Origin of the sequence: Variovorax sp. RTB1 (assembly GCF_035018765.1) — a bacterium.
Taxonomy (GTDB): domain Bacteria; phylum Pseudomonadota; class Gammaproteobacteria; order Burkholderiales; family Burkholderiaceae_C; genus Variovorax.
In genome coordinates this window covers 1-17,337 of record NZ_JASJXG010000074.1, presented here as the reverse complement: position 1 = coordinate 17,337, position 17,337 = coordinate 1, and the positions used below count along the sequence as shown (strand labels likewise).

Genomic DNA, 17,337 nt, shown 5'->3' with positions numbered 1-17,337 from the left:
TCAGGGCCAGCAGGCATGTCGGCTTGCACAACAGGCCGGATATAAGACTGCAGCCCTGCCTCCTGAATCTTCACACACACGAGTTCTTGCAATCCGGGAGGCGCCCATATAAGCGTCTCCCTAGTGTCATGCCAAGCGCCAATCCCATATAGCGTTGATACAACCGAAATGAAGGGGGAAAGACCCTCCAATTGAATCGTTGAATCACCAAAACTCGACGGTAGTATTCGCTACCCTCAATCGTTGTGGACCTAAGTAATGGACAAAGACCTTGCGCTCAAGCAGTTGCGTGCAGAAATAGAAGCCCTGGAGGCCACGCTCGAAGACAAGAAGAAGCAAGCAACTGCCATTGTCGGTGAGCGCCGCGAATTGGTGGTTTCAGAGGTGCGTGAGGCCATCAAAGCTTATCGGATCGCTGTCAGGGAACTCGGGCTCGTCAAGGATGCCAAGCGAGGTCGACCGGCCACTCTGCCGACGAAAGTCGCGATGGCCACAAAGTACCGGGGACCGCATGGCGAACTGTGGAGCGGAGGCCGTGGGAGAAAGCCACAGTGGGTCGCGGCGGTTCTCGCAATAGGAAAGTCGATGGAGGACTTCCTGATTTAACTTTTTGCATGCAAAAAGTCAAAAGGGTGCGCAGTCTCCCTTTTTTCTTTTGACGATCATGCTGTGTTCTTAAGAGCTTTGTAGTTCTTATTCCCGCATACTCCCGGACGAGGTCGCCAGCGTCAGCAGACACTGCCTATAGGCCAGATCCTGGGAGGGAAACAATGAGAAGACAACGAATTTGCATTTCCAAGCAATTGCTTAGGAGATATGGTCAAGTGACGACGATCTCCATCGTCATGGCCCTTGGCGCCTGCGCGTCGGGCCCGTCAATTCAATATCCGAGCGGTACTGCTGCACAAGCGGCGGTGAATTCAGATCGGACAAGTTCGGGGCAAGTGTCACTCGACCCTGCCATGGCGGCAGCGTCCCCCGTTGACGCACGACCCGCGAACACCGAACAGGCTGTCGGTGCTCCGCATGTCATTGCAATGACCTATGTCGTCAACGATTCCGAGAAGAGCGTACTTACCGTCCTGCGGCGCTGGGCGCGCGCTGACAAGATGGACTTCACTTGGAACGTGAATGTCGACTACTCGATCACGCCCAAAATGCGTTCGATCCAGGCGGCGACGTTCCCTGATGCTGTCGACGCGATGCGCGACGCGCTCGCCGGCGTTGACATCCCCCTGAAGGTCGCACTGAGTGCGGACGGCTTGTATGTCTCCTTGGTGAAATCGTCCGCGTCTTCGGCGCGATCAGTCGGGAAGGCTCAGGCCATCTACTTGGCCGGGCCTGCCTACGCGGACAACAGTGTGGCACCGACGACACGAACCATGGTCAGCTCAGAGGTGACAGCGGGCTGTACGAACGACACTGCCAATACTGACGAATCACGTTGCACTCCCGAATCCGCGAGGTCTGCGAGGGGAGATGAAACCTTGGTCCGGTGGCGCGCAAAGCAAGCTGAGGCCAATGCTTCGCCGGTCCCGAGAGTCCGTCGACATCGACTGGCGCCAGCGCCCGCCTGAATGCGGAAGATCAGGGATGGAGGAACGCTCGAGCTTTGGCTCGACTGCTCGCTTGAAATGAAACGTACCGCTTAAAGAGTTCCGAACAGAACGTCGTGCAGAGCGCGCGTATCGGCCGAGTCTCCTATGCCGTTCTTGCCGAATACGAGCAGTCGCCATACCGACTCGTTCCTGCGCATGATCGAAGCCTTGATGTCGAGCGGCTTCTCGCCCTTCAACAAGCCGCGAGCTTCAAGCGTTGGATGCCCATTGAATTCAGCGGGGACGCCCACCGTCCCGATGTCCATGGATTCCTGTACGTTGTGCGACCAGGCCACAAGGTAGTCGTCGAGCGAATATTGCTGCGGCACGGCATCCGAAGCGAACAACACTTCAACGCGCGTCCTGCGATTGACGAACCAGTAAAGATTCGGCGCCAGTTCCTTGGATTTCTGAAGGGCAGAGATGCCCCAGCCTGCAGGCAACGAGACCTTCACACCCGTGGTCGGATTGGTCCAGGCGACCGGCGTCCGCATTGCGCGATCTTCTTCGTTTCCGAATCCGATCAGTGCGACCATTCCGATGGCAATAGCAGCGGTTACCAACATGGCATTTGCTTTTCGCATCAGCCCGATCGGACGCGCATTGACGTTAAATCGGCCGACATCGTAACTCGCGTTGTTCCCGGCTTTGACGCGGGTGTGCTGGTGATTCAAGGTGATCAGCCCAATCAACGGTATCCCAAGAGCCAGACCGGCCCACCAGAGCCCCGCCTGGCGGCGAAGGTATTGAGCGAATGTCGGGCGGCCGCCAGCGATGGTGATGACTTTAAGTCCGAGCAGCCATTTTCCGAAGGAGCCTCCGGTCCAACCGAATATGACTGCCTCGACCAGAAGTGAGAAGGGAATGACCAGGAGTCCAAGAAGTTGGTCCATGCCGGGTGTGCTGATCGCGGCGCCGAATCCCGGCAGAAAGTAGCTGGCAAGACCAAGGCCAGGCACCGCAACGACCAGCACATAGAAGTAGACATCGATAAGCTTTGCCAGGAGTCGCCGCCACGGGCCCGCCAACGGCAACGAAAGCAATTCATCGCGTCGCTCAGCAAGCGCCCCTAATGTCGATACAGGAAGCGGCGGCATCGCACCAAAGGGCAAGAGTTCCGGATCTTTATGCATGACAGCTCCTCGGTGTTCTGGACGACAGAGCTTCGGAGGCGCACGCGTCAGCGCGGCGCCAGCAGCAAAAAGTCGAGACCCTGCGCCCGGACAGTTTGCATGTCGAACTTGGACAGACTGGCCTGGCCCAAAAGCGAAATGCATTCCGCGCAGGTGATGGCGGGCACGTTCTTCAGCTCGAACGGCCCCACCTTTATCGCCGCGACCACAATCGATTTGGCGAAGATCCTGCGTCCATCGGCCGTCGTCATGCGCACCGCCGGGTCGAGCACCTTGTATTCGGCCTTCGAGTCACGCAGCACCCGCTCGCTCAGGCTGGTGACGCTGGCTCCGGTATCGACCATGAAGGGTCTTGGCCGGTCAAGAGCAATCGAGACAGGTGCAAAGTAATGACCGCCGAAAACAGGAAGGCGAATCGCATTTCGCTCGACTGACTTGTCACCTGCCGTCTGGCCGATGGACGTCTCGATGGAGATGCGTTGCGCGACGAAATACGCCTGCAGACCGCGAGCCTCGAGTTGATTGTCGTAGCCCTGTAAAAGCGACAGCGCTTCATAAGGCCGCTGCGAGCGGACCAGCAAGCTTGCGAGTTTGCGGCGGACGTCGACCAGCGTCGGCACCACGGAGAGTGCCTTGTACGACCATTCGATGGCCTGCGGCAGCTCGCCGCGCTTCTCGTAACTGTCGGCCATGTAGGCGAACAGATCGTAGGTTCCTGCACCGAGCTCGAGCGCACGCCTGAACTGCACAATTGCCTCATCGTGCCGTCCACGTCGATTCAGCAGGACACCGAGTTGCCCCGCAGCCGCAGCGTCGGCCGGCCTCAGCCGGATGAAGTCACGAAGATTTTCTTCCTGGCATTTGACGTCACCGATGCGCATGCATCTGATCGCCTGCGCTGAAAATTCCTCTGCGGTCAGATTGGAGTAGTTGAGCCAACGTTGTGCATAGCCACGCTCCAAGAGCGTGTTGAAGCTCGACGTGACTAAAAGCACAGCGGCACATCCGACAAACACCTTGAGGGTCTTCGAGCGACTGGGACCCTCACCCCAGAGCGAAGCGATCCCGACGCCCACAGCGGGTATCAGCAATGCCCCGAACGCCACGCCGGCGGCGTAGGCCATGCTAGCCTTTTCTGGCAAATGGAATTCGATTGCAAACCACGCCAAGGCTACTGCGAGGATGAATGCCGTGATCCACCAAATCAAAGATGTCGGCTTTTCTCCCTGGCGAACGCTTTGCAAGAAGCCCACATCTGCATCCGCCTGGCGCGCCGGTTGCCCTGGTCCCGTAAGTTCAGGCACCTCGCGGACAGGCTTCCACGTCAGCCGGCCCTCCCGCCAAACCAGCGTGTTCGAATCGATGTTGCCTGCTCGAAGTAGTTCGTCGATCTGCTTGGATGAGCATGGGCCGTTGCGGATCTCCCCGTGCGCATACCACCAGCCTTCGGTGACTACGCGCGGCTCGTCTCGGGTATCGACCTGAGTTGGAGCACTCGCCGGTGGTGCGTCCAGAAGGATGGGTTCGTGACGCCCCTGAAAGGCGTTCATTGACGAGTCGTCCGGTCACTCAGAGAACGATAGACTTTGCCTGCCAAGCAGTGGCCTTGGAAATCAATCCCTATGCCGAAGTCTTGTTCTCGCAATCTCCAACTGCTCATCCCGCTCGCTCCATTTGTGCCAGGCATTCTCACAAATGCCGACCGAGATATCGCGTTGAATAATCGGCATTTCTGATTTATTCGATCAGTTTGGTGCAGTAGTTCCGCGGCAGCGCAAAAGTGAGTCGACCGAGCTGTCTACACTTTTCGACCTGCAAAAACGACAGAGGCTCCTGAGCAGTGGCAGGTCGGGGATTATTTTCGGAGCGGCAATTTCACCATCGCCTGCGGGCACCGAACGCTTTTGGATGCGCCCACCGTTGAATCCGGAGCGGAGATCGAATGAGTTGGCGATATCGGGCTTGACTCGCACCTACCGGACCGACGGCCAGCGCCTTATATCCTGTATATAAACGGTTCCGTGGAGGAAGAATCTTCCACCAGGTCTATGCGAACTGCAAGCCCTTGCCGACATTCGATGGCCATCACTGTGCCGCAGTAGTGCCCGTCTCTTTGACGATTTGCTGGTACTTTGCCATTTCCGCATCGATGAATTTCCGCAGTGCCGCACCCTCCAGTGGAGTCGGTGTGAGGCCCTGTGCCTCCAGGCTTGACTTCATCGCTGGTTCAGCCAATGCGCTGAGGACATCCTTGGCCAGTGACTGAGTGAGATCGCGGGGCATCGACTTCGGGCCGAAAACACCAAACCAGTTGGTGAGCTGAAGCCCGGGCATGCCAAGCTCCGTCGTCGTCGGGACTTCGGGAAGCAATTTTTCTCGCGCTTCGCCCGCCACGGCGAGTGCTTTCAAGTTTCCGGCGCGGATCTGTTGCAAGAGCGGCGGGGTGGTTGCCCAGAAGAGGTCGATCTGTCCGCCGACCAAATCGGCGACTGCGAGTCCTGTGCCGCGATACGGCACGTGCGTGAGCTGCAGTCCCGTCTCCTTGGCAAGCATTGCTCCCGCAATGTGCTGCTGCCCGCCTGTACCCGGAGATCCATAAGAGATGAGCTGGCCGCGGCCCTTCAAAGCCAGCAGTTCCTTCATGCTGGAAACGTGAATCTTGGGGCCGGCGGCGAGCACGAGCGGCGCCGACGCCACCAGGGCAATCGGTGTCAGATCGGTCAATGGGTCGTAGCGCATTTCCTTGAACACGAGCTTGTTCATGGACACCTCGGGCGTGTAGCCGAGCAACAGCGTGTAGCCGTCCGGCTTTGCACGTGCCACCTGCTCCGCGCCGATCATGCCGCTCGCTCCTGCATGATTGTCGACAACGACTGGCTGCCCCCACTTGGCACTGAGGTTGACGCCCAGCAGACGCGCAATGATGTCGGTCGAACCGCCCGGCGCGTAAGCGACTACAAGATGCACTGGCTTGTCCGGAAACGCGGCATAGCTCGACAGGGACAACGTCGCAGCGAGCAGACAACAACCAAAAGACTTGATGGACATGGCGGTTCCAGGAGTGACAGAAATCAGGATGTGCGAATCAGCAGAACCTGCAGTTGCGGTCGCGGCTTCGCCATCAATCGCGTGTGAAAGTCAGCAATGGCGTTGGCCGTCAGGCATGTGCAGCATTCGACGAGGTCATAGAGTTCCGAGTGCGCCGTACGCTCGAGGTAGCTCTCCACCGTTTCTGCGGTTTCGCAGAGCAGCACGAAGTTCGCTGCTCCGGCGCTGAAGGAAATGGAACCCGCACGCGTCGTGCCGAACCCGTGCATCGGCAAGACCTCGAAGTCCGAGAACAAGGCGCTCATCATCGTGAACGCCTGCGCGGCAGGACGAGGATTGAAGCGACGGTCGATAAAGGCATTGCGCGGGAAGTAACCGCGATCCACGTCCATGAAGGTATCGAAGACGAAGGCAATGCCGTCGGACGCTTTGGACAGCGCCATCGACTGGACCACCTTCGCCGCGTTGGCCCGGTCGTCGATGCGCGCTACCGCCAGGCTTTTGTCTGCCAGCTTCAATGAGGCGAGGATCAGACAACCGGTGCGCTGTCGAAAAGCCGTGAGCTGCGGCATGCAGGATGCGAGGTCCTGGTCGGCCTCGATGCGCACTGTGATCCCGTCGAATTCGCCGGCTTTTCTGCCATCGGTGAGGAATTCAGCAGAACCTTCCAGTTCGTCGAGGGCGAATCCGGCCTTGACGAAATGGCTAAAGTGCTTTCCGTCGTAGTTCGACCCGTCGTAGGTCAGGATCTTCGAAAGGTAAAGGGAGTGCCCGGTATGCCGTCGATACGACTTCCAGGCCTCTTTCTGCCGCGCGAAGTTCGAGAGCGTGATGTTGATCTCCAAGGCATACACGCCACAGTCCTGCATGCCGCTGTCCACAGTGGTCTCTTCTTGCGGCAGCTTCAGCGTAGTGACGATGTAGCGATGACCGAGGCGGGCCATCAGCCGCATGCGCTCGCGTGATTCGTGCTCCGCCAGGTCAATGTCGGGCACCTTGGAAAGGCGCGCGCCCATTTCCCAGAGCGCCATGAGGGGGTAGTCGTTCCGAGCCCACTTGCGCCCGAACTCCTGCACCCCGCCCGTTGCGGTGATCTGCATGCTCTCCGCCCATGGGTGCCGCAACTCGACACCGACCCGATCAAACGTCGACGTCTTAGGGTGCGAAAGGTAGCGGGTCGGTATGGCCGCCTGTTGCTGTCCCTGCGCTGTCTGTCTTCCCATCGTGCGAACGGCGTAGGCGACGTGTCCCGATTCGTAGACATCGACGACGAAGTAGCCGAACTTCTCGACATCGCCCCGACCGAACTCGTACCCAGCGGACACCTTGTAGAACTCGGTGAAGTCGTGCCGCAAGAAGGCGGTCGACGGCAGCATGTAGAACTCCGCCTGATTCGTGCGGTCGTACCAGAAGTTGTGGACATGCCCGGCGAACACTCCCTCCACGGCAGGCCTCTTCATCTGTCCGACGAGCCAGCTGCGTGCCGGTTCGTCGATGTTGTCGTAGTTGCCTCGCTCGTCCTCCTTGTAGATGAATGGCGGGTAATGCATGAACAGAAAAATTCGCTTGCCGCCGGCGCGATCCATTTCCGCCTCGAACCACTGACGCTGCACGGCTTCTTCCGCCAGCCCTGAGTTGAGTAGCAGCGAATTGAGAAAGATGAACCTGAGCTCCCCGCGATCGAACGCGTGGTAGTCGGCTCCAAAGGCCTCGCGGTAGATGTCGATGTACGCCGCGCAGACCTGATCGGCAGGCATCCAGTCGATTCGCTTGTCGCCCACATCGTGATTGCCGGGGACCAGGTGCAGCGGTATGGCCAGCGCACTGGTGATGTCCTTGAACTGGGCAACGGCATCGGCAAAGGTCGGCAGCGAAGGCACCGGGTGAACGATGTCCCCGAGGTGGACGACGAAGGCGGGAGCCGGTGTCATCGCGGCGATGTCCTGAAACACGTGTCGGGCGCGTTCGTTGGCCAGTTGATTGGTGTGAAAGGGCGAACTCGACACGTCGCCGCTCTCGTTCACGTGCGTATCTGCAACCACGACGAAGGTAAAGAGGAGCGGCCCCTGGCGGGAGGAAGACGGACGCTTAAACATATTTCTGACCGTAGTTCAATATAATGGAATGCACATCAATATAGTGGTCTCTAGTTTCATCGTCTCTACCTAGAATGTCAACATGACAACGGTGAAAAAGACTGAATCGGCACCGCGCGGTGCCGAATTCCTGACGCAGGCCGAGTTGGACGCACACCCGCAATTTGCCTCGACCCTCGCATCCGGGCTGGCGGTGCTGGGATGTTTCGGCAGCGGGGCGCTGACGTTGGGCAACAAGGACATCGCGGAGCGCCTCGGCCTGAGCAAGCCGACGGTGTCGCGCCTCATGTTCACCCTCATGGGGCTCGGGTACCTGAGGCGGGATCGACAAACGGGGAAATATTCGCTCGGAGCGTCGGTTCTCTCACTGGGATACCCGTTGCTCTCCCAGCTGACGATCCGACGCATAGCCGCGCCGGAAATGCTGGAACTGGCTCGACATGCGCGTGGGCCTGTGTCGGTGGGCACGCGGGACCGCTTTCAGGTCGTTTATGTGGAGACGGTTCAGGCGCTCGAGACGAATGCGACCTTGCCGGACATTGGCTCGACTCGACCGTTTCTTCAGACGGCGATCGGGCGCGCCCTGCTGTCCGCGATAGATCCCACCGAGCGCTCCCTGATCCTCGAGAGACTGAAAGCCACCGATCCCGAGGGATGGAGTAGGTTCTCCGACGGAATGCAGCAGGCCCAAGAGCAGATTGCCGAGCGTGACTTTTGCGTCGTCACGGGGGACTGGCGTCCCAACTTGTCGGCGGTCGCCGTGCCCATGCGAGCCCCGTTCAACGGAATGCCGCTGGCCTTCAATCTCACGGTGCCGTCCTATTCAACCGACCAAAATCAACTCGAAAAAAGCTTGGGGCCACGCCTCGTCAGTCTGGTGCGGAGCATCGAGTACAAGCTCGGACTTCTGTGACGACAGAAGAGCGCCTTGCCCGCCCCGTACAAATTGAGATCGCCCAAAGAAAAACGGCCTTCCGAAGAAGGCCGCTGAAGTCCGGATAAGGGAGAAGCGGCCATGCAGGCATGACGCTATTTTGATTAATCTGGCATCTCCATCTTATCCATCGACAACGCGCACTCCGAGGTCGTCGAGTGTGATTCTTCACGGAACAAGCGTCCGTGTGCGCGACGACGCAGCCAAGCCCAGACACTGCGGAGCAATGTGCGTCATCGCGCGATTGTTGTTGATCCATATCGAATCGCGCCGGTTCTCGGCCCTATGATGCCGGCACACGCCCAGGGGAAAAGGGAGGGCGAAAAACAATAGTCAGGGAAAAGAATGCGTGCAATATCGATCGCAAGAATAGCCATCGCGTGTCTTGTCGCCGCACTCACTTCGGGATGCGCCACGGTCTACCAGCCACGTGGCCTTTCAGGGGGCTATACAGACACGAGGATCAGCGACACCAACTACGTGGTCGAGTTCAGGGGGAACGGCAAGACGTCGAGCGACACCGTCTGGAACTTCTGGCTCTATCGATGCGCTGAACTCACTCAGCAAAAGGGTTTCGATCACTTCGCCTTGGTGCCCAAGAGCATCGTCTTCATCGAGAACGATGTCCGGCTCGCAGTCGAGCCATCGAGCATCTCTCCTCGTGCCCAAAGCGATGAGTCTCTGCGAGACGAGGCATCGCAATCGTTGACCCTCATCAAGGGGGGCGGCGGCGGTGCAAAAGGCGGGGGCGTCGTGTATGTGCCTGGCTATGGCGGCGGCACCATCACCACGTGGCGCAGCAGTGCCGAGATACACATGTACCGTCAGGGGTCTGCAAACGAACCTCTTGTCGGCATGAATGCCAGTGCAGTATTGCTTGCCCTCAAGCCTTTCGTGGCGAGTCAGGGCCGCAGCATTACACCATCACGCCATGACCTCATTGCAGCCGCACTGACCCTGTCTGTGCCAGCAGGTCAGATTGGTCCGGCGCTTCTTCCGGGACGGCTCGGCGAGAGCGACCCGACGCCCATGCAGGACCTTGAAGGGCTCTTGCAGCAATGACCGGCCTCCGAAACACGTTCTCCAATCTCGGGTTGGTATTCTCGACTGCATTCCTGTCGATTGCCATGTCACCGCTCAGCGCACTTGCAATGACAGCGGAAGATATTTTTCGGGATGCATCTCCGGCCGTCTGGATGGTTCGCACGGTCGACACGCTCGGACGCACGGTGGCTACGGGAAGTGCCGTCGTGGTCGGCCCTGAGCGCCTCATTACCAACTGCCACGTGCTTGCCAAGGGGTTCAAGGTAACCGTGCGCCACGAGGGCCTGAGCGGTTCAGAACAAGGCGCGCAAACTTTGCCTGCGGTGTTGGAGTACCCCGACGCAGAACGCGATCTTTGCCAGCTTCGAGTGGCAACGCTCACGACTGCACCGGTGGTGATCGCGCCGTCAGGAGTTCTGGCCGTTGGACAAAAGGTTTATGCCATCGGCGCGCCGCATGGACTCGAATTGACGCTCAGTGATGGGCTGGTGTCGGCACTGCGACGCGACACGAACGGAGCAATGAACTACATCCAGACCAGCGCACCGGTGTCGCCGGGTTCAAGCGGCGGCGGGCTGTTCGATGATCAAGGAAGATTGATCGGCATTACAACGGCCATGTTCATGGGCTCTGCCCAAAATCTGAACTTTGCGCGCCCAGCCCAGTGGATCAGTGAGGTCGCCGAGCGTGGACGATCGGCGCTTGCGGCGCGCGCTGTCGCAAAAGCTGGTGCCACGTCGCCTGCGGTGGAGATTTTCTCTTCCCCTTCAGAGCCATTGCGACTTGGGGTGCCGTCACTGCATTCCGGCCAATCGATAGCGGAGGGAGGTTCATCGGTATCTCGGCAAACTGGCCAAGACACTTATGGGGCCGAGCGATACGCCAGGACGCAACTTTGCACAGACCAGCCACGCGCCTTTCTGATCGACAAAGGCCCTGGTTTCGAGACCTATTCCGTGCCGTGCTCACGCGGCGAGAAGTTGCTCGTTCGCTGCGAGTTCGGCAATTGCCGAACGCTGCGTTAGCAGCGACGAAGATAGATTGAACGAACGGTCGCCTAACGGCTACAACGACCAAACGCATCACTGCCGTGCGTAAGCTCGGGCCGGGTCAGAGTTCGAATGTCGGCGTCGAACTATCGGCGTCAAGGCTTGGGCTTGGAGATGAGGGCCGTCAGGGCGGCGACGCTTGCAGCCGCTGCTCTTGCTGCCGCTGCTCTTGCTGCCGCGTCTGCCGCAGCAGCCGCCAACGTCAACGCTTCGTTCGAGGGTGCGACGGGCGAGGCGGGCGAGGCGGACGAGGCGGACGAGGCGGACGGACCCGCCGGGGTGGACGGAAGCCTTGCATTGGCCAGCACCCGCAACTGCAACAGCACGTCGGCGAACAGCAGCAAGGCATAGATCACAGCCAACGCTAGCAGTGCAAGATCCCAGCGCGGCGGGGGCAGCCAATCCGACCAGAACCAGACAGGGCCCCATCGCTGGTCCCTGACGGGCCTGTACAAAACCCACAACGCCGCCATCTGAACAGCGTTGATGAGCAGCATGATCCGGTTGCCGAAGAAGGTTGAAGTCGGGCTTCGGTGTCCAGCAGTTGTTTCAGCCCAAATCCAAGCAGGACCGCAAAGAAAGCTGCGATCACTCTGACGCCGGATTCGGAGCGCTTCATGACTAGGGAGGCGCCCATATAAGCGCCTCCCTACAAGCTCAATTGTCCGCGCCGACGCGGATTTGAGCCAGGCGCCGATTTTTGAATGAGCCAGGAAAGTTGGTGCGAGAACCAAGCCTAGCGCCAATTCCAGTGCCAAGAAAGGGGCTCACTTCGGCGCCGGAAGGTGGCCCAATTAGGCGTCGGCGGCAACAGGTGGAGGACTTCGCGCGGCACTCCGGCGCCTCGATGCTGCCGGCGCCGCGGCGTCATCCGTAAGATAAGGCTACGGTCGAGTCACCGGTTCAGGTGGTCGAGCGCTCGATCCTGAGATCCTGATGCGTTTTCCGATTCAGATTCACCCGGGCGTTCAGCCTACCCCGCTGTTTTTTCAAGCAGTGGGGTACGAGGAGTGATCACCATGGCCATGATTGGCAAGGTCCTGAGATGCACTACCGCGACAAGAAATCGGTCCGCGAGATCGTTGGAGCAACGAGCCTGGTGCTCACACGGCACTTCCGCGCCGTGCCATCCTTATCAGCGCCAGACATCCCAGTGCGACCAACAGCAAACCGTAGCCCACCGAAGCGGCCTGCAGTCCGATCACGCCGGCCAGCAGGCCGGCCGCGATGGCGGGCAGGCTGAACGCCAGATAGCTCAACACGAAAAACGTCGACATGAGTCCCGCGCGTTCGTGCGCCTTGGCCAACGGCACCAGAGTGCGCATCGTCGCGTTGAAGCCCGATCCGAACCCCAAGCCGGCGATGACCGATCCAGCGAAGAACGCGATGGTCGAGTGCACCTGCACGCCTGTCAGCGTCACGCCCACGCCGATGACCAGCGCGACCGCCCCGCCCGCCAGCACCGTTCGCGCCGGGCGCGTGCGCACGGCTAGCACCGCGATCGCGCCGCTCAGCACCAGCGTCGCGACCACCGCGCCGCCGAGTAGCGGCGAGTGGAGCCCCGTGACGATGCGGGCCAGTGACGGACCCAGCGAGGCCTGGAAACCGCCTAGCGCCCAAAGCGCTGTGTTCACGGGCAGCACCTGCCAAAGCGCCGGCCACGCGCGCGCCGGCACTACAAGGTGCGGCTTCATCGAGGCCAGCGCGCCGGGTTGCCGGGCCACCGTTTCGGGCAGCCAGAAGGACGCCAGCGCCTGCACCGCCACGAGAACCAGCAGGATGTCGAACACCAGGCGCGTGGGGGAGGCCGCAAACTCGGCCAACGCACCCGCACCCAGCGCGCCGAGGCCCATGCCGAACAGCGGCGCCACGCTGTTCAGCAACGATCCACGCTCGCGGTGGATGTCCAGCATGCCGGCGCTCAACGCGCTGGTGGCGATGCCCGTGGCCAAGCCCTGTATCGCGCGCGCCGCCAGCAGCCAGCCCACCGACTCGGCATGCCGGAAGACGAGCAGGGACACGAACTCCAGCACCAGCGCGCCAATGATGACTTCACGCCGCCCCCGGTGGTCGGACATCGAACCGAAGAACAGCAGCCCCCCCAGCAGCGCGAACGCGTAGATCGAGAACACAAGGGTCAGCGTCAAGGCGCTGAAGCCCCAGGCCTCGCGGTACAGCGCATAGAGGGGTGATGGCACGGTAGACGCTGCCAGGTACGTGACGAAGATCGAAGCGATCAGCCACAGCGCGCCGGTGCGGCTCAGACGGCCTGCGCCGCTGGCTGCGGTGACGAAAGGGACAGCGGCTCGAGACATGGCAGCTCCTGTACTTGTTAACGCAAAGGATTTGCGTTAGAGCATTGTGCTCGCATGGGAGGACTAACGCAAAACCTTTGCGTTAGCATGGGGGATGGCAACGACGAACACCACGACCCCGCGCCCTGGCGGCCGCAGCGCCCGCGTTCAGGCAGCGGTGCACCAGGCAGCGAGCGACTTGATGGCCTTGCGCGGCCGGGCGGCGCTAACGGTGCCCTTGATCGCCGCGCGCGCCGGCGTCACGCCGTCGACGATCTACCGACGCTGGGGAGAGTTGTCCGACCTTCTGGCCGATGTCGCCGTGGAGCGCATGCGCCCCGACAGCGAACCGGCCGATACCGGCAGCGTCGCGGGTGATTTGATTGCCTGGGCAGAGCAATACAGGGACGAGATGTCGTCGGAGGTCGGGGTCGGCATGATGCTGGACGTGCTGTCATCGCGCAACGGTGTTTCGGTTGAAGGTCGATTGCCGGTCCCTTGCCAATGCGCCGCATTCACCGCATCGCAAATTCGGACCATCGTCGAGCGCGGCGTCGAGCGTGGCGAACCCGTGCCCGTAATCGACACCGTGATGGACACCGTGGTCTCGCCCATCATCTTTCGCTCGCTGTTCGGATCGGCGCCGATCACATCGGCGCACACTCAGACGTTGGTTGCGGCATGCATGAAAACAGCACGGCTGTTGGCGCCGGTTGAACTTTGACCCACCGGGGATACGGATAAAAACTTGGACTGTGTTTTTGCCGTAAGTCCAAGACTCTCTCGGTATTCGATCGGGCTGAGAGAGCCCACGGAGATCTTGATCCGCTTCTCGTTGTACCGGCGGATGTACGAATTTACTTCTTTGATGAATTGCTCGACCGCAGTGGACTTCCAGTCCTGAGGGTAGAACAGTTCCGTCTTGAGGCGGCCGAAGAAGCTCTCGCATGCAGCGTTGTCAGGCGAGCAGCCCTTGCGCGACATCGATCGAACCAAGCTTCGCGTCGCCGATCCTGGAGAGCCAACCGGGCCATCGATAGTGGGCTTCACGATCAGAGTGAACGATGGGTCGGGCATTGCCGTCGGCCACCGTCTCGATCGCTGCATCCAGCATCGTGTTGACGAGCTCGGCAGACGTCCATCAGTGACCTGGTAGGGGAAGCAGTTTCCACGCTCACCGGATTGTTCAGATTTCCCGGGCCAGCTCTGACCATTGAAATATGTAGCATTCGACAATGCGCTTAGATTGAAGGTGGACGACATCATCGGACTCTGACGGCTTGAGTTATTCCGGTCGTCGACAATTGACCCCATATCAGGAGAAGCACTTGTCTGAAGAGTTCGAGATACGTGGGGCACACGAAGACCAGATGGACGCGGCGGCCGAGCGCGAGCCCAGGGGGATGGCGGGACAGTTGGCGGTGACGACGGCCATCCTCGCAACGGTCGGGGCGATGTTCTCGTACATGGCGGGAGCCACTCAGGCCGACGCCGGCATATTCAAGAACGATGCTGCTATCCGGAAGACCGAGGCGTCAAACCAATGGAATTTCTACCAGGCAAAGAGCAACAAGCAGAACCTGAGCGAACTCGGGATGCAGCTTGTCGACGCAGCACGCAAACCGCTCTTCGAGGCCGAGACCAAACGCTACGCTGCTGAGGAGGCCGAGATCAAGCTGGCCGCCGAAAAGCTCGAAAAGGAGTCGACCGAATTCGACGAGATGAGCGAAGCCAAGCTCCACCAGCATCATCGCTGGGCCCAGGCCACCACGGCGCTGCAGATCGCCATCGCTATGGCCGCGATCGCGCTGCTGACCAGGCGACGCTGGCTGGAGAAAGCCGTCTTCGTGATGAGCGGCTTGGGGCTGGTGGTGGGCGCGCTGGCCTACTTTCATCTCTGAAGCGGGTTCGGTCTCTGCCGCAAGACGCGGTCGGGATCATGTTGCGTTAGTGCAGCCGGCTCCGGCAAGATGCTGCGCCGGCAATGGATTACAAAGCCAGCGAGTAGAGCTGTTGGCGCACATGCCGACGATCGCTGCCGTTTTGGCGCCGCTCTTGTCGATCGTGATCTTCTCGGGCACGCCATGCAGGGCGATGGCACGCTCGAAGAAGCTCCTTGTTGCAGCAAGGTCGCAGTGTGCGCGCAGCAGGAAGTCGATCGGGTGGCCGGCACGGTCCGCCGCCCCGGTACAGGTAGTTCCACTCACCGCTGACCTTCGAATCGGTCTCGCCCATTCGCCAACTCGTGCCGACCGAGGGCTTGCGCCTGCGAGACACCGCAGCCAGAACGGCAACATCTTGATCGACCAGCGGTGAATCGTCGCGTGGTCGACCACCACCCCACGTTCGTCCATCATCTGTTCGATCTGTCGCTGGCTAAACGGAGAGGCCCCAACCAGCGGACGCACACCCGCATCACCTCGATCGGTAGTACAGCCGCTTCAAAATCCTGCGAAGCTCAACGTTCATTTCGCTCGACTTTCATCTGCTCGGCGAGGAAGTCGACAAGTGCCCTGACCTTCGGCGACGGATGGCGGGACGAGGGCCAGAAAATGCGGAAGGTGGTCTGGCGAAGCTCGGTGAAAGCGGACAACACGATCTCGAGCCTGCCCGCAGCCAGCGCGTCGCGAACGCAGAACTCGGGAAGGCAGGCAATGCCCAGGCCGTTCTCTGCGAAACATAGCCGTCCCTCCAGGTTGTTGGAGACCATCGACACCGGCAGAGGGACTTGCTCTTCGTCTCCGCTCCAGGCCAGCGGCCAGCGCTCGAGCTTGCCGGTGCTGTTGAAGCAGTGATGCAGGCAGCTGTGCCCTGCAAGATCCGCCGGTCGCTCGGGCCGGCCCCTCAGGGACAGATAGGCCGGCGAAGCCACCAGCAGCAGGGGCCAGCTTCCGAGCGAGCGGACATTGAGCGCGGAACTGTCGGGCTCGCCGGTCCGGAGTACCGCGTCGAACCCCTCCTCGACGACGTTGACCATGCGGTCGCTGAGATCGAGATGGAGGTCGATGGCGGGGTGCGTCCGCATGAACTCGGCGAGCAACGGCAGGAACAGCGTGCCAACCATCGGCAGGCTCACCTTCAGACGGCCCCGCGGCGTTCCCGAGGCCCGCGACAGCTCGTGTTCGGCGCCCTGAACTTCATCCAGCACGCGGCGGCAGCGAGCGAGGAACATTCCGCCCTCTGCAGTCAGCGTGACGCTACGGGTGCTTCGGTGAAGCAGACGCACCTTCAAGCGTTCTTCGAGACGCGCCATCCGCTTGGCGACGGCCGAGGCCGAGACGCCGGTGAGCCTCGCCGTTTCCGCAAAGCTGCGCGTTTCCGCGACCTGCACGAACACGGCGAAATCGTCCAGGCTGTCGAGCATCAACGGCTTCATTGCGGACATTCCAGTCATGAGAGATCGGAAATTTACCCCCCTTTATCCGGAGTGAAGTCTTGCCTATCGTCAAAGCCTTCTCTTTTGGATGGGCGAGATGATGCAGGCAACGTTTCACGGACTTTCGAAGACAGACCGCGTCGCTAACCACCGGGCGGCCCGGGAGGGCGACCATGCGTGACGCCAACCGTTTCCCATGGTCCGGCCTGTTCGCGCTGGCAGCGGCGGGCTTCGTCGCCATCCTGAGCGAGGCGCTGCCAGCGGGCTTGCTCCCGGCCATCGCCACGGATCTGGGCGTCTCTGTCGGTGCCGCCGGACAGTTGGTGACGCTGTACGCGCTGGGCTCGGTGCTCGCCGCCATTCCCCTGGTCAAGGCGACTCAGGCTCGGCGTCGGCGGCCCCTGTTGCTGATGGCCATCGGTGGCTTCTGCGCGGTCAACGTGGTGACTGCGCTGTCGACGTCCTTCGCGTTGACGCTCGTCGCGCGGTTCGGCGCAGGCGTGTTCTCGGGCCTTTTGTGGGCGCTTCTGGCCGGGCATGCCAGCCGGATGGTGTCGCCGGCGTTGCAGGGACGAGCCCTAGCAGTCGCCATGGTAGGAACGCCCTTGGCCTTGTCGATCGGCATTCCGGCGGGCACCCTGCTGGGCGGGCTGGTCGGGTGGCGCTGGTCCTTCGGCGTGATGTCGCTGCTGGCGGCGGCCTTGCTCGCCTGGGTGCGCCTCGGCGTGCCGGACTTTCCGGGCAAGCCGAACGGCACCGCCCAGG

15 protein-coding genes and 2 pseudogenes are annotated in these 17,337 nt (G+C 60.8%); 8 read left to right on the top strand and 9 right to left on the bottom strand.

Going from position 1 to position 17,337, the window contains the following annotated elements:
* Positions 1-258: 258 nt before the first annotated feature.
* Together QN397_RS25135 and QN397_RS25130 are read left to right on the top strand one after the other, a co-directional pair.
* On the top strand, positions 259-606 hold the full coding sequence (locus QN397_RS25135; RefSeq protein WP_323502307.1) for an H-NS histone family protein: 348 nt from the start codon (positions 259-261) through the stop codon (positions 604-606).
* Positions 607-824: 218 nt separating this feature from the next.
* Positions 825-1,577, top strand: coding sequence for a TcpQ domain-containing protein (locus QN397_RS25130; protein WP_323502306.1), 753 nt, complete (start codon positions 825-827; stop codon positions 1,575-1,577).
* A gap of 71 nt (positions 1,578-1,648) precedes the next feature.
* On the opposite strand, the gene QN397_RS25125 is transcribed toward QN397_RS25130, so the two are convergent.
* From QN397_RS25125 to QN397_RS25110, 4 genes are all read right to left on the bottom strand, one after another.
* Positions 1,649-2,731, bottom strand: a complete 1,083-nt coding sequence (locus tag QN397_RS25125; protein ID WP_323502304.1) for an RDD family protein — start codon at positions 2,729-2,731, stop codon at positions 1,649-1,651.
* A 47-nt stretch (positions 2,732-2,778) separates the two neighbouring features.
* Positions 2,779-4,281 (bottom strand): GYF domain-containing protein, encoded by a 1,503-nt coding sequence (locus QN397_RS25120; RefSeq protein WP_323502303.1) that lies wholly within the window; start codon positions 4,279-4,281, stop codon positions 2,779-2,781.
* A 535-nt stretch (positions 4,282-4,816) separates the two neighbouring features.
* A complete protein-coding gene (locus QN397_RS25115) occupies positions 4,817-5,779 on the bottom strand; it encodes a tripartite tricarboxylate transporter substrate binding protein (protein WP_323502301.1) in 963 nt (320 codons plus the stop codon).
* A 23-nt stretch (positions 5,780-5,802) separates the two neighbouring features.
* Positions 5,803-7,875, bottom strand: a complete 2,073-nt coding sequence (locus QN397_RS25110) for a metallophosphoesterase (RefSeq protein WP_323502299.1) — start codon at positions 7,873-7,875, stop codon at positions 5,803-5,805.
* 82 nt (positions 7,876-7,957) lie between these two features.
* Between QN397_RS25110 and QN397_RS25105 the strand changes: the two genes are divergently transcribed.
* From QN397_RS25105 to QN397_RS25095, 3 genes are all read left to right on the top strand, one after another.
* Complete coding sequence (locus QN397_RS25105; RefSeq protein WP_323502298.1) at positions 7,958-8,788, top strand: IclR family transcriptional regulator; 831 nt, start codon at positions 7,958-7,960, stop codon at positions 8,786-8,788.
* Between the two features lie 366 nt (positions 8,789-9,154).
* Positions 9,155-9,871 (top strand): CC0125/CC1285 family lipoprotein, encoded by a 717-nt coding sequence (locus tag QN397_RS25100; protein WP_323502296.1) that lies wholly within the window; start codon positions 9,155-9,157, stop codon positions 9,869-9,871.
* The gene (locus tag QN397_RS25095; RefSeq protein WP_323502295.1) at positions 9,868-10,878 is read left to right on the top strand and encodes a serine protease; all 1,011 of its coding nucleotides are present in this window, start codon (positions 9,868-9,870) and stop codon (positions 10,876-10,878) included. Before QN397_RS25100 ends, QN397_RS25095 begins: the two co-directional genes overlap by 4 nt.
* A 119-nt stretch (positions 10,879-10,997) precedes the next feature.
* Here the strand turns inward: QN397_RS25095 and QN397_RS25090 are convergent, their stop codons facing one another.
* On the bottom strand, positions 10,998-11,399 hold the full coding sequence (locus QN397_RS25090) for a hypothetical protein (protein WP_323502294.1): 402 nt from the start codon (positions 11,397-11,399) through the stop codon (positions 10,998-11,000).
* 606 nt (positions 11,400-12,005) lie between these two features.
* The gene (locus QN397_RS25085; RefSeq protein ID WP_323502293.1) at positions 12,006-13,217 is read right to left on the bottom strand and encodes an MFS transporter; all 1,212 of its coding nucleotides are present in this window, start codon (positions 13,215-13,217) and stop codon (positions 12,006-12,008) included.
* A gap of 94 nt (positions 13,218-13,311) precedes the next feature.
* Here QN397_RS25085 and QN397_RS25080 point away from each other — a divergent pair, with 94 nt between their 5' ends.
* A complete protein-coding gene (locus QN397_RS25080) occupies positions 13,312-13,920 on the top strand; it encodes a TetR/AcrR family transcriptional regulator (protein WP_323502291.1) in 609 nt (202 codons plus the stop codon).
* Between the two features lie 41 nt (positions 13,921-13,961).
* On the opposite strand, the pseudogene QN397_RS25075 reads toward QN397_RS25080, so the two are convergent.
* A pseudogene (locus QN397_RS25075) lies at positions 13,962-14,328 on the bottom strand (transposase); the annotation flags it as partial.
* Positions 14,329-14,566: 238 nt separating this feature from the next.
* Here QN397_RS25075 and QN397_RS25070 point away from each other — a divergent pair.
* Positions 14,567-15,097 (top strand): DUF4337 family protein, encoded by a 531-nt coding sequence (locus tag QN397_RS25070; RefSeq protein ID WP_323502290.1) that lies wholly within the window; start codon positions 14,567-14,569, stop codon positions 15,095-15,097.
* A 108-nt stretch (positions 15,098-15,205) separates the two neighbouring features.
* Here QN397_RS25070 and QN397_RS25065 read toward each other — a convergent pair.
* Together QN397_RS25065 and QN397_RS25060 are read right to left on the bottom strand one after the other, a co-directional pair.
* Positions 15,206-15,665 (bottom strand): annotated as a pseudogene (locus tag QN397_RS25065) (IS6 family transposase); the annotation flags it as partial.
* Positions 15,655-16,572 (bottom strand): LysR family transcriptional regulator, encoded by a 918-nt coding sequence (locus tag QN397_RS25060; protein WP_323502289.1) that lies wholly within the window; start codon positions 16,570-16,572, stop codon positions 15,655-15,657. The gene QN397_RS25060 and the pseudogene QN397_RS25065, both read right to left, overlap by 11 nt.
* Positions 16,573-16,745: 173 nt before the next feature.
* Here QN397_RS25060 and QN397_RS25055 point away from each other — a divergent pair.
* A partial coding sequence (locus QN397_RS25055; protein ID WP_323502287.1) for an MFS transporter occupies positions 16,746-17,337 on the top strand: 592 nt, incomplete at its 3' end.

Excerpts from the sequence above, each read along its gene's own strand:
- QN397_RS25135 (WP_323502307.1), top strand. The coding sequence starts at position 259 with ATGGACAAAGACCTTGCGCTCAAGCAGTTGCGTGCAGAAATAGAAGCC.
- QN397_RS25070 (WP_323502290.1), top strand. The coding sequence starts at position 14,567 with ATGGACGCGGCGGCCGAGCGCGAGCCCAGGGGGATGGCGGGACAGTTG.
- QN397_RS25080 (WP_323502291.1), top strand. The coding sequence starts at position 13,312 with ATGGCAACGACGAACACCACGACCCCGCGCCCTGGCGGCCGCAGCGCC.
- QN397_RS25110 (WP_323502299.1), bottom strand. The coding sequence starts at position 7,875 with ATGTTTAAGCGTCCGTCTTCCTCCCGCCAGGGGCCGCTCCTCTTTACC.
- QN397_RS25100 (WP_323502296.1), top strand. The coding sequence starts at position 9,155 with ATGCGTGCAATATCGATCGCAAGAATAGCCATCGCGTGTCTTGTCGCC.
- QN397_RS25105 (WP_323502298.1), top strand. The coding sequence starts at position 7,958 with ATGACAACGGTGAAAAAGACTGAATCGGCACCGCGCGGTGCCGAATTC.
- QN397_RS25060 (WP_323502289.1), bottom strand. The coding sequence starts at position 16,572 with ATGAAGCCGTTGATGCTCGACAGCCTGGACGATTTCGCCGTGTTCGTG.
- QN397_RS25090 (WP_323502294.1), bottom strand. The coding sequence starts at position 11,399 with ATGCTGCTCATCAACGCTGTTCAGATGGCGGCGTTGTGGGTTTTGTAC.
- QN397_RS25125 (WP_323502304.1), bottom strand. The coding sequence starts at position 2,731 with ATGCATAAAGATCCGGAACTCTTGCCCTTTGGTGCGATGCCGCCGCTT.
- QN397_RS25115 (WP_323502301.1), bottom strand. The coding sequence starts at position 5,779 with ATGTCCATCAAGTCTTTTGGTTGTTGTCTGCTCGCTGCGACGTTGTCC.
- QN397_RS25120 (WP_323502303.1), bottom strand. The coding sequence starts at position 4,281 with ATGAACGCCTTTCAGGGGCGTCACGAACCCATCCTTCTGGACGCACCA.
- QN397_RS25085 (WP_323502293.1), bottom strand. The coding sequence starts at position 13,217 with ATGTCTCGAGCCGCTGTCCCTTTCGTCACCGCAGCCAGCGGCGCAGGC.
- QN397_RS25095 (WP_323502295.1), top strand. The coding sequence starts at position 9,868 with ATGACCGGCCTCCGAAACACGTTCTCCAATCTCGGGTTGGTATTCTCG.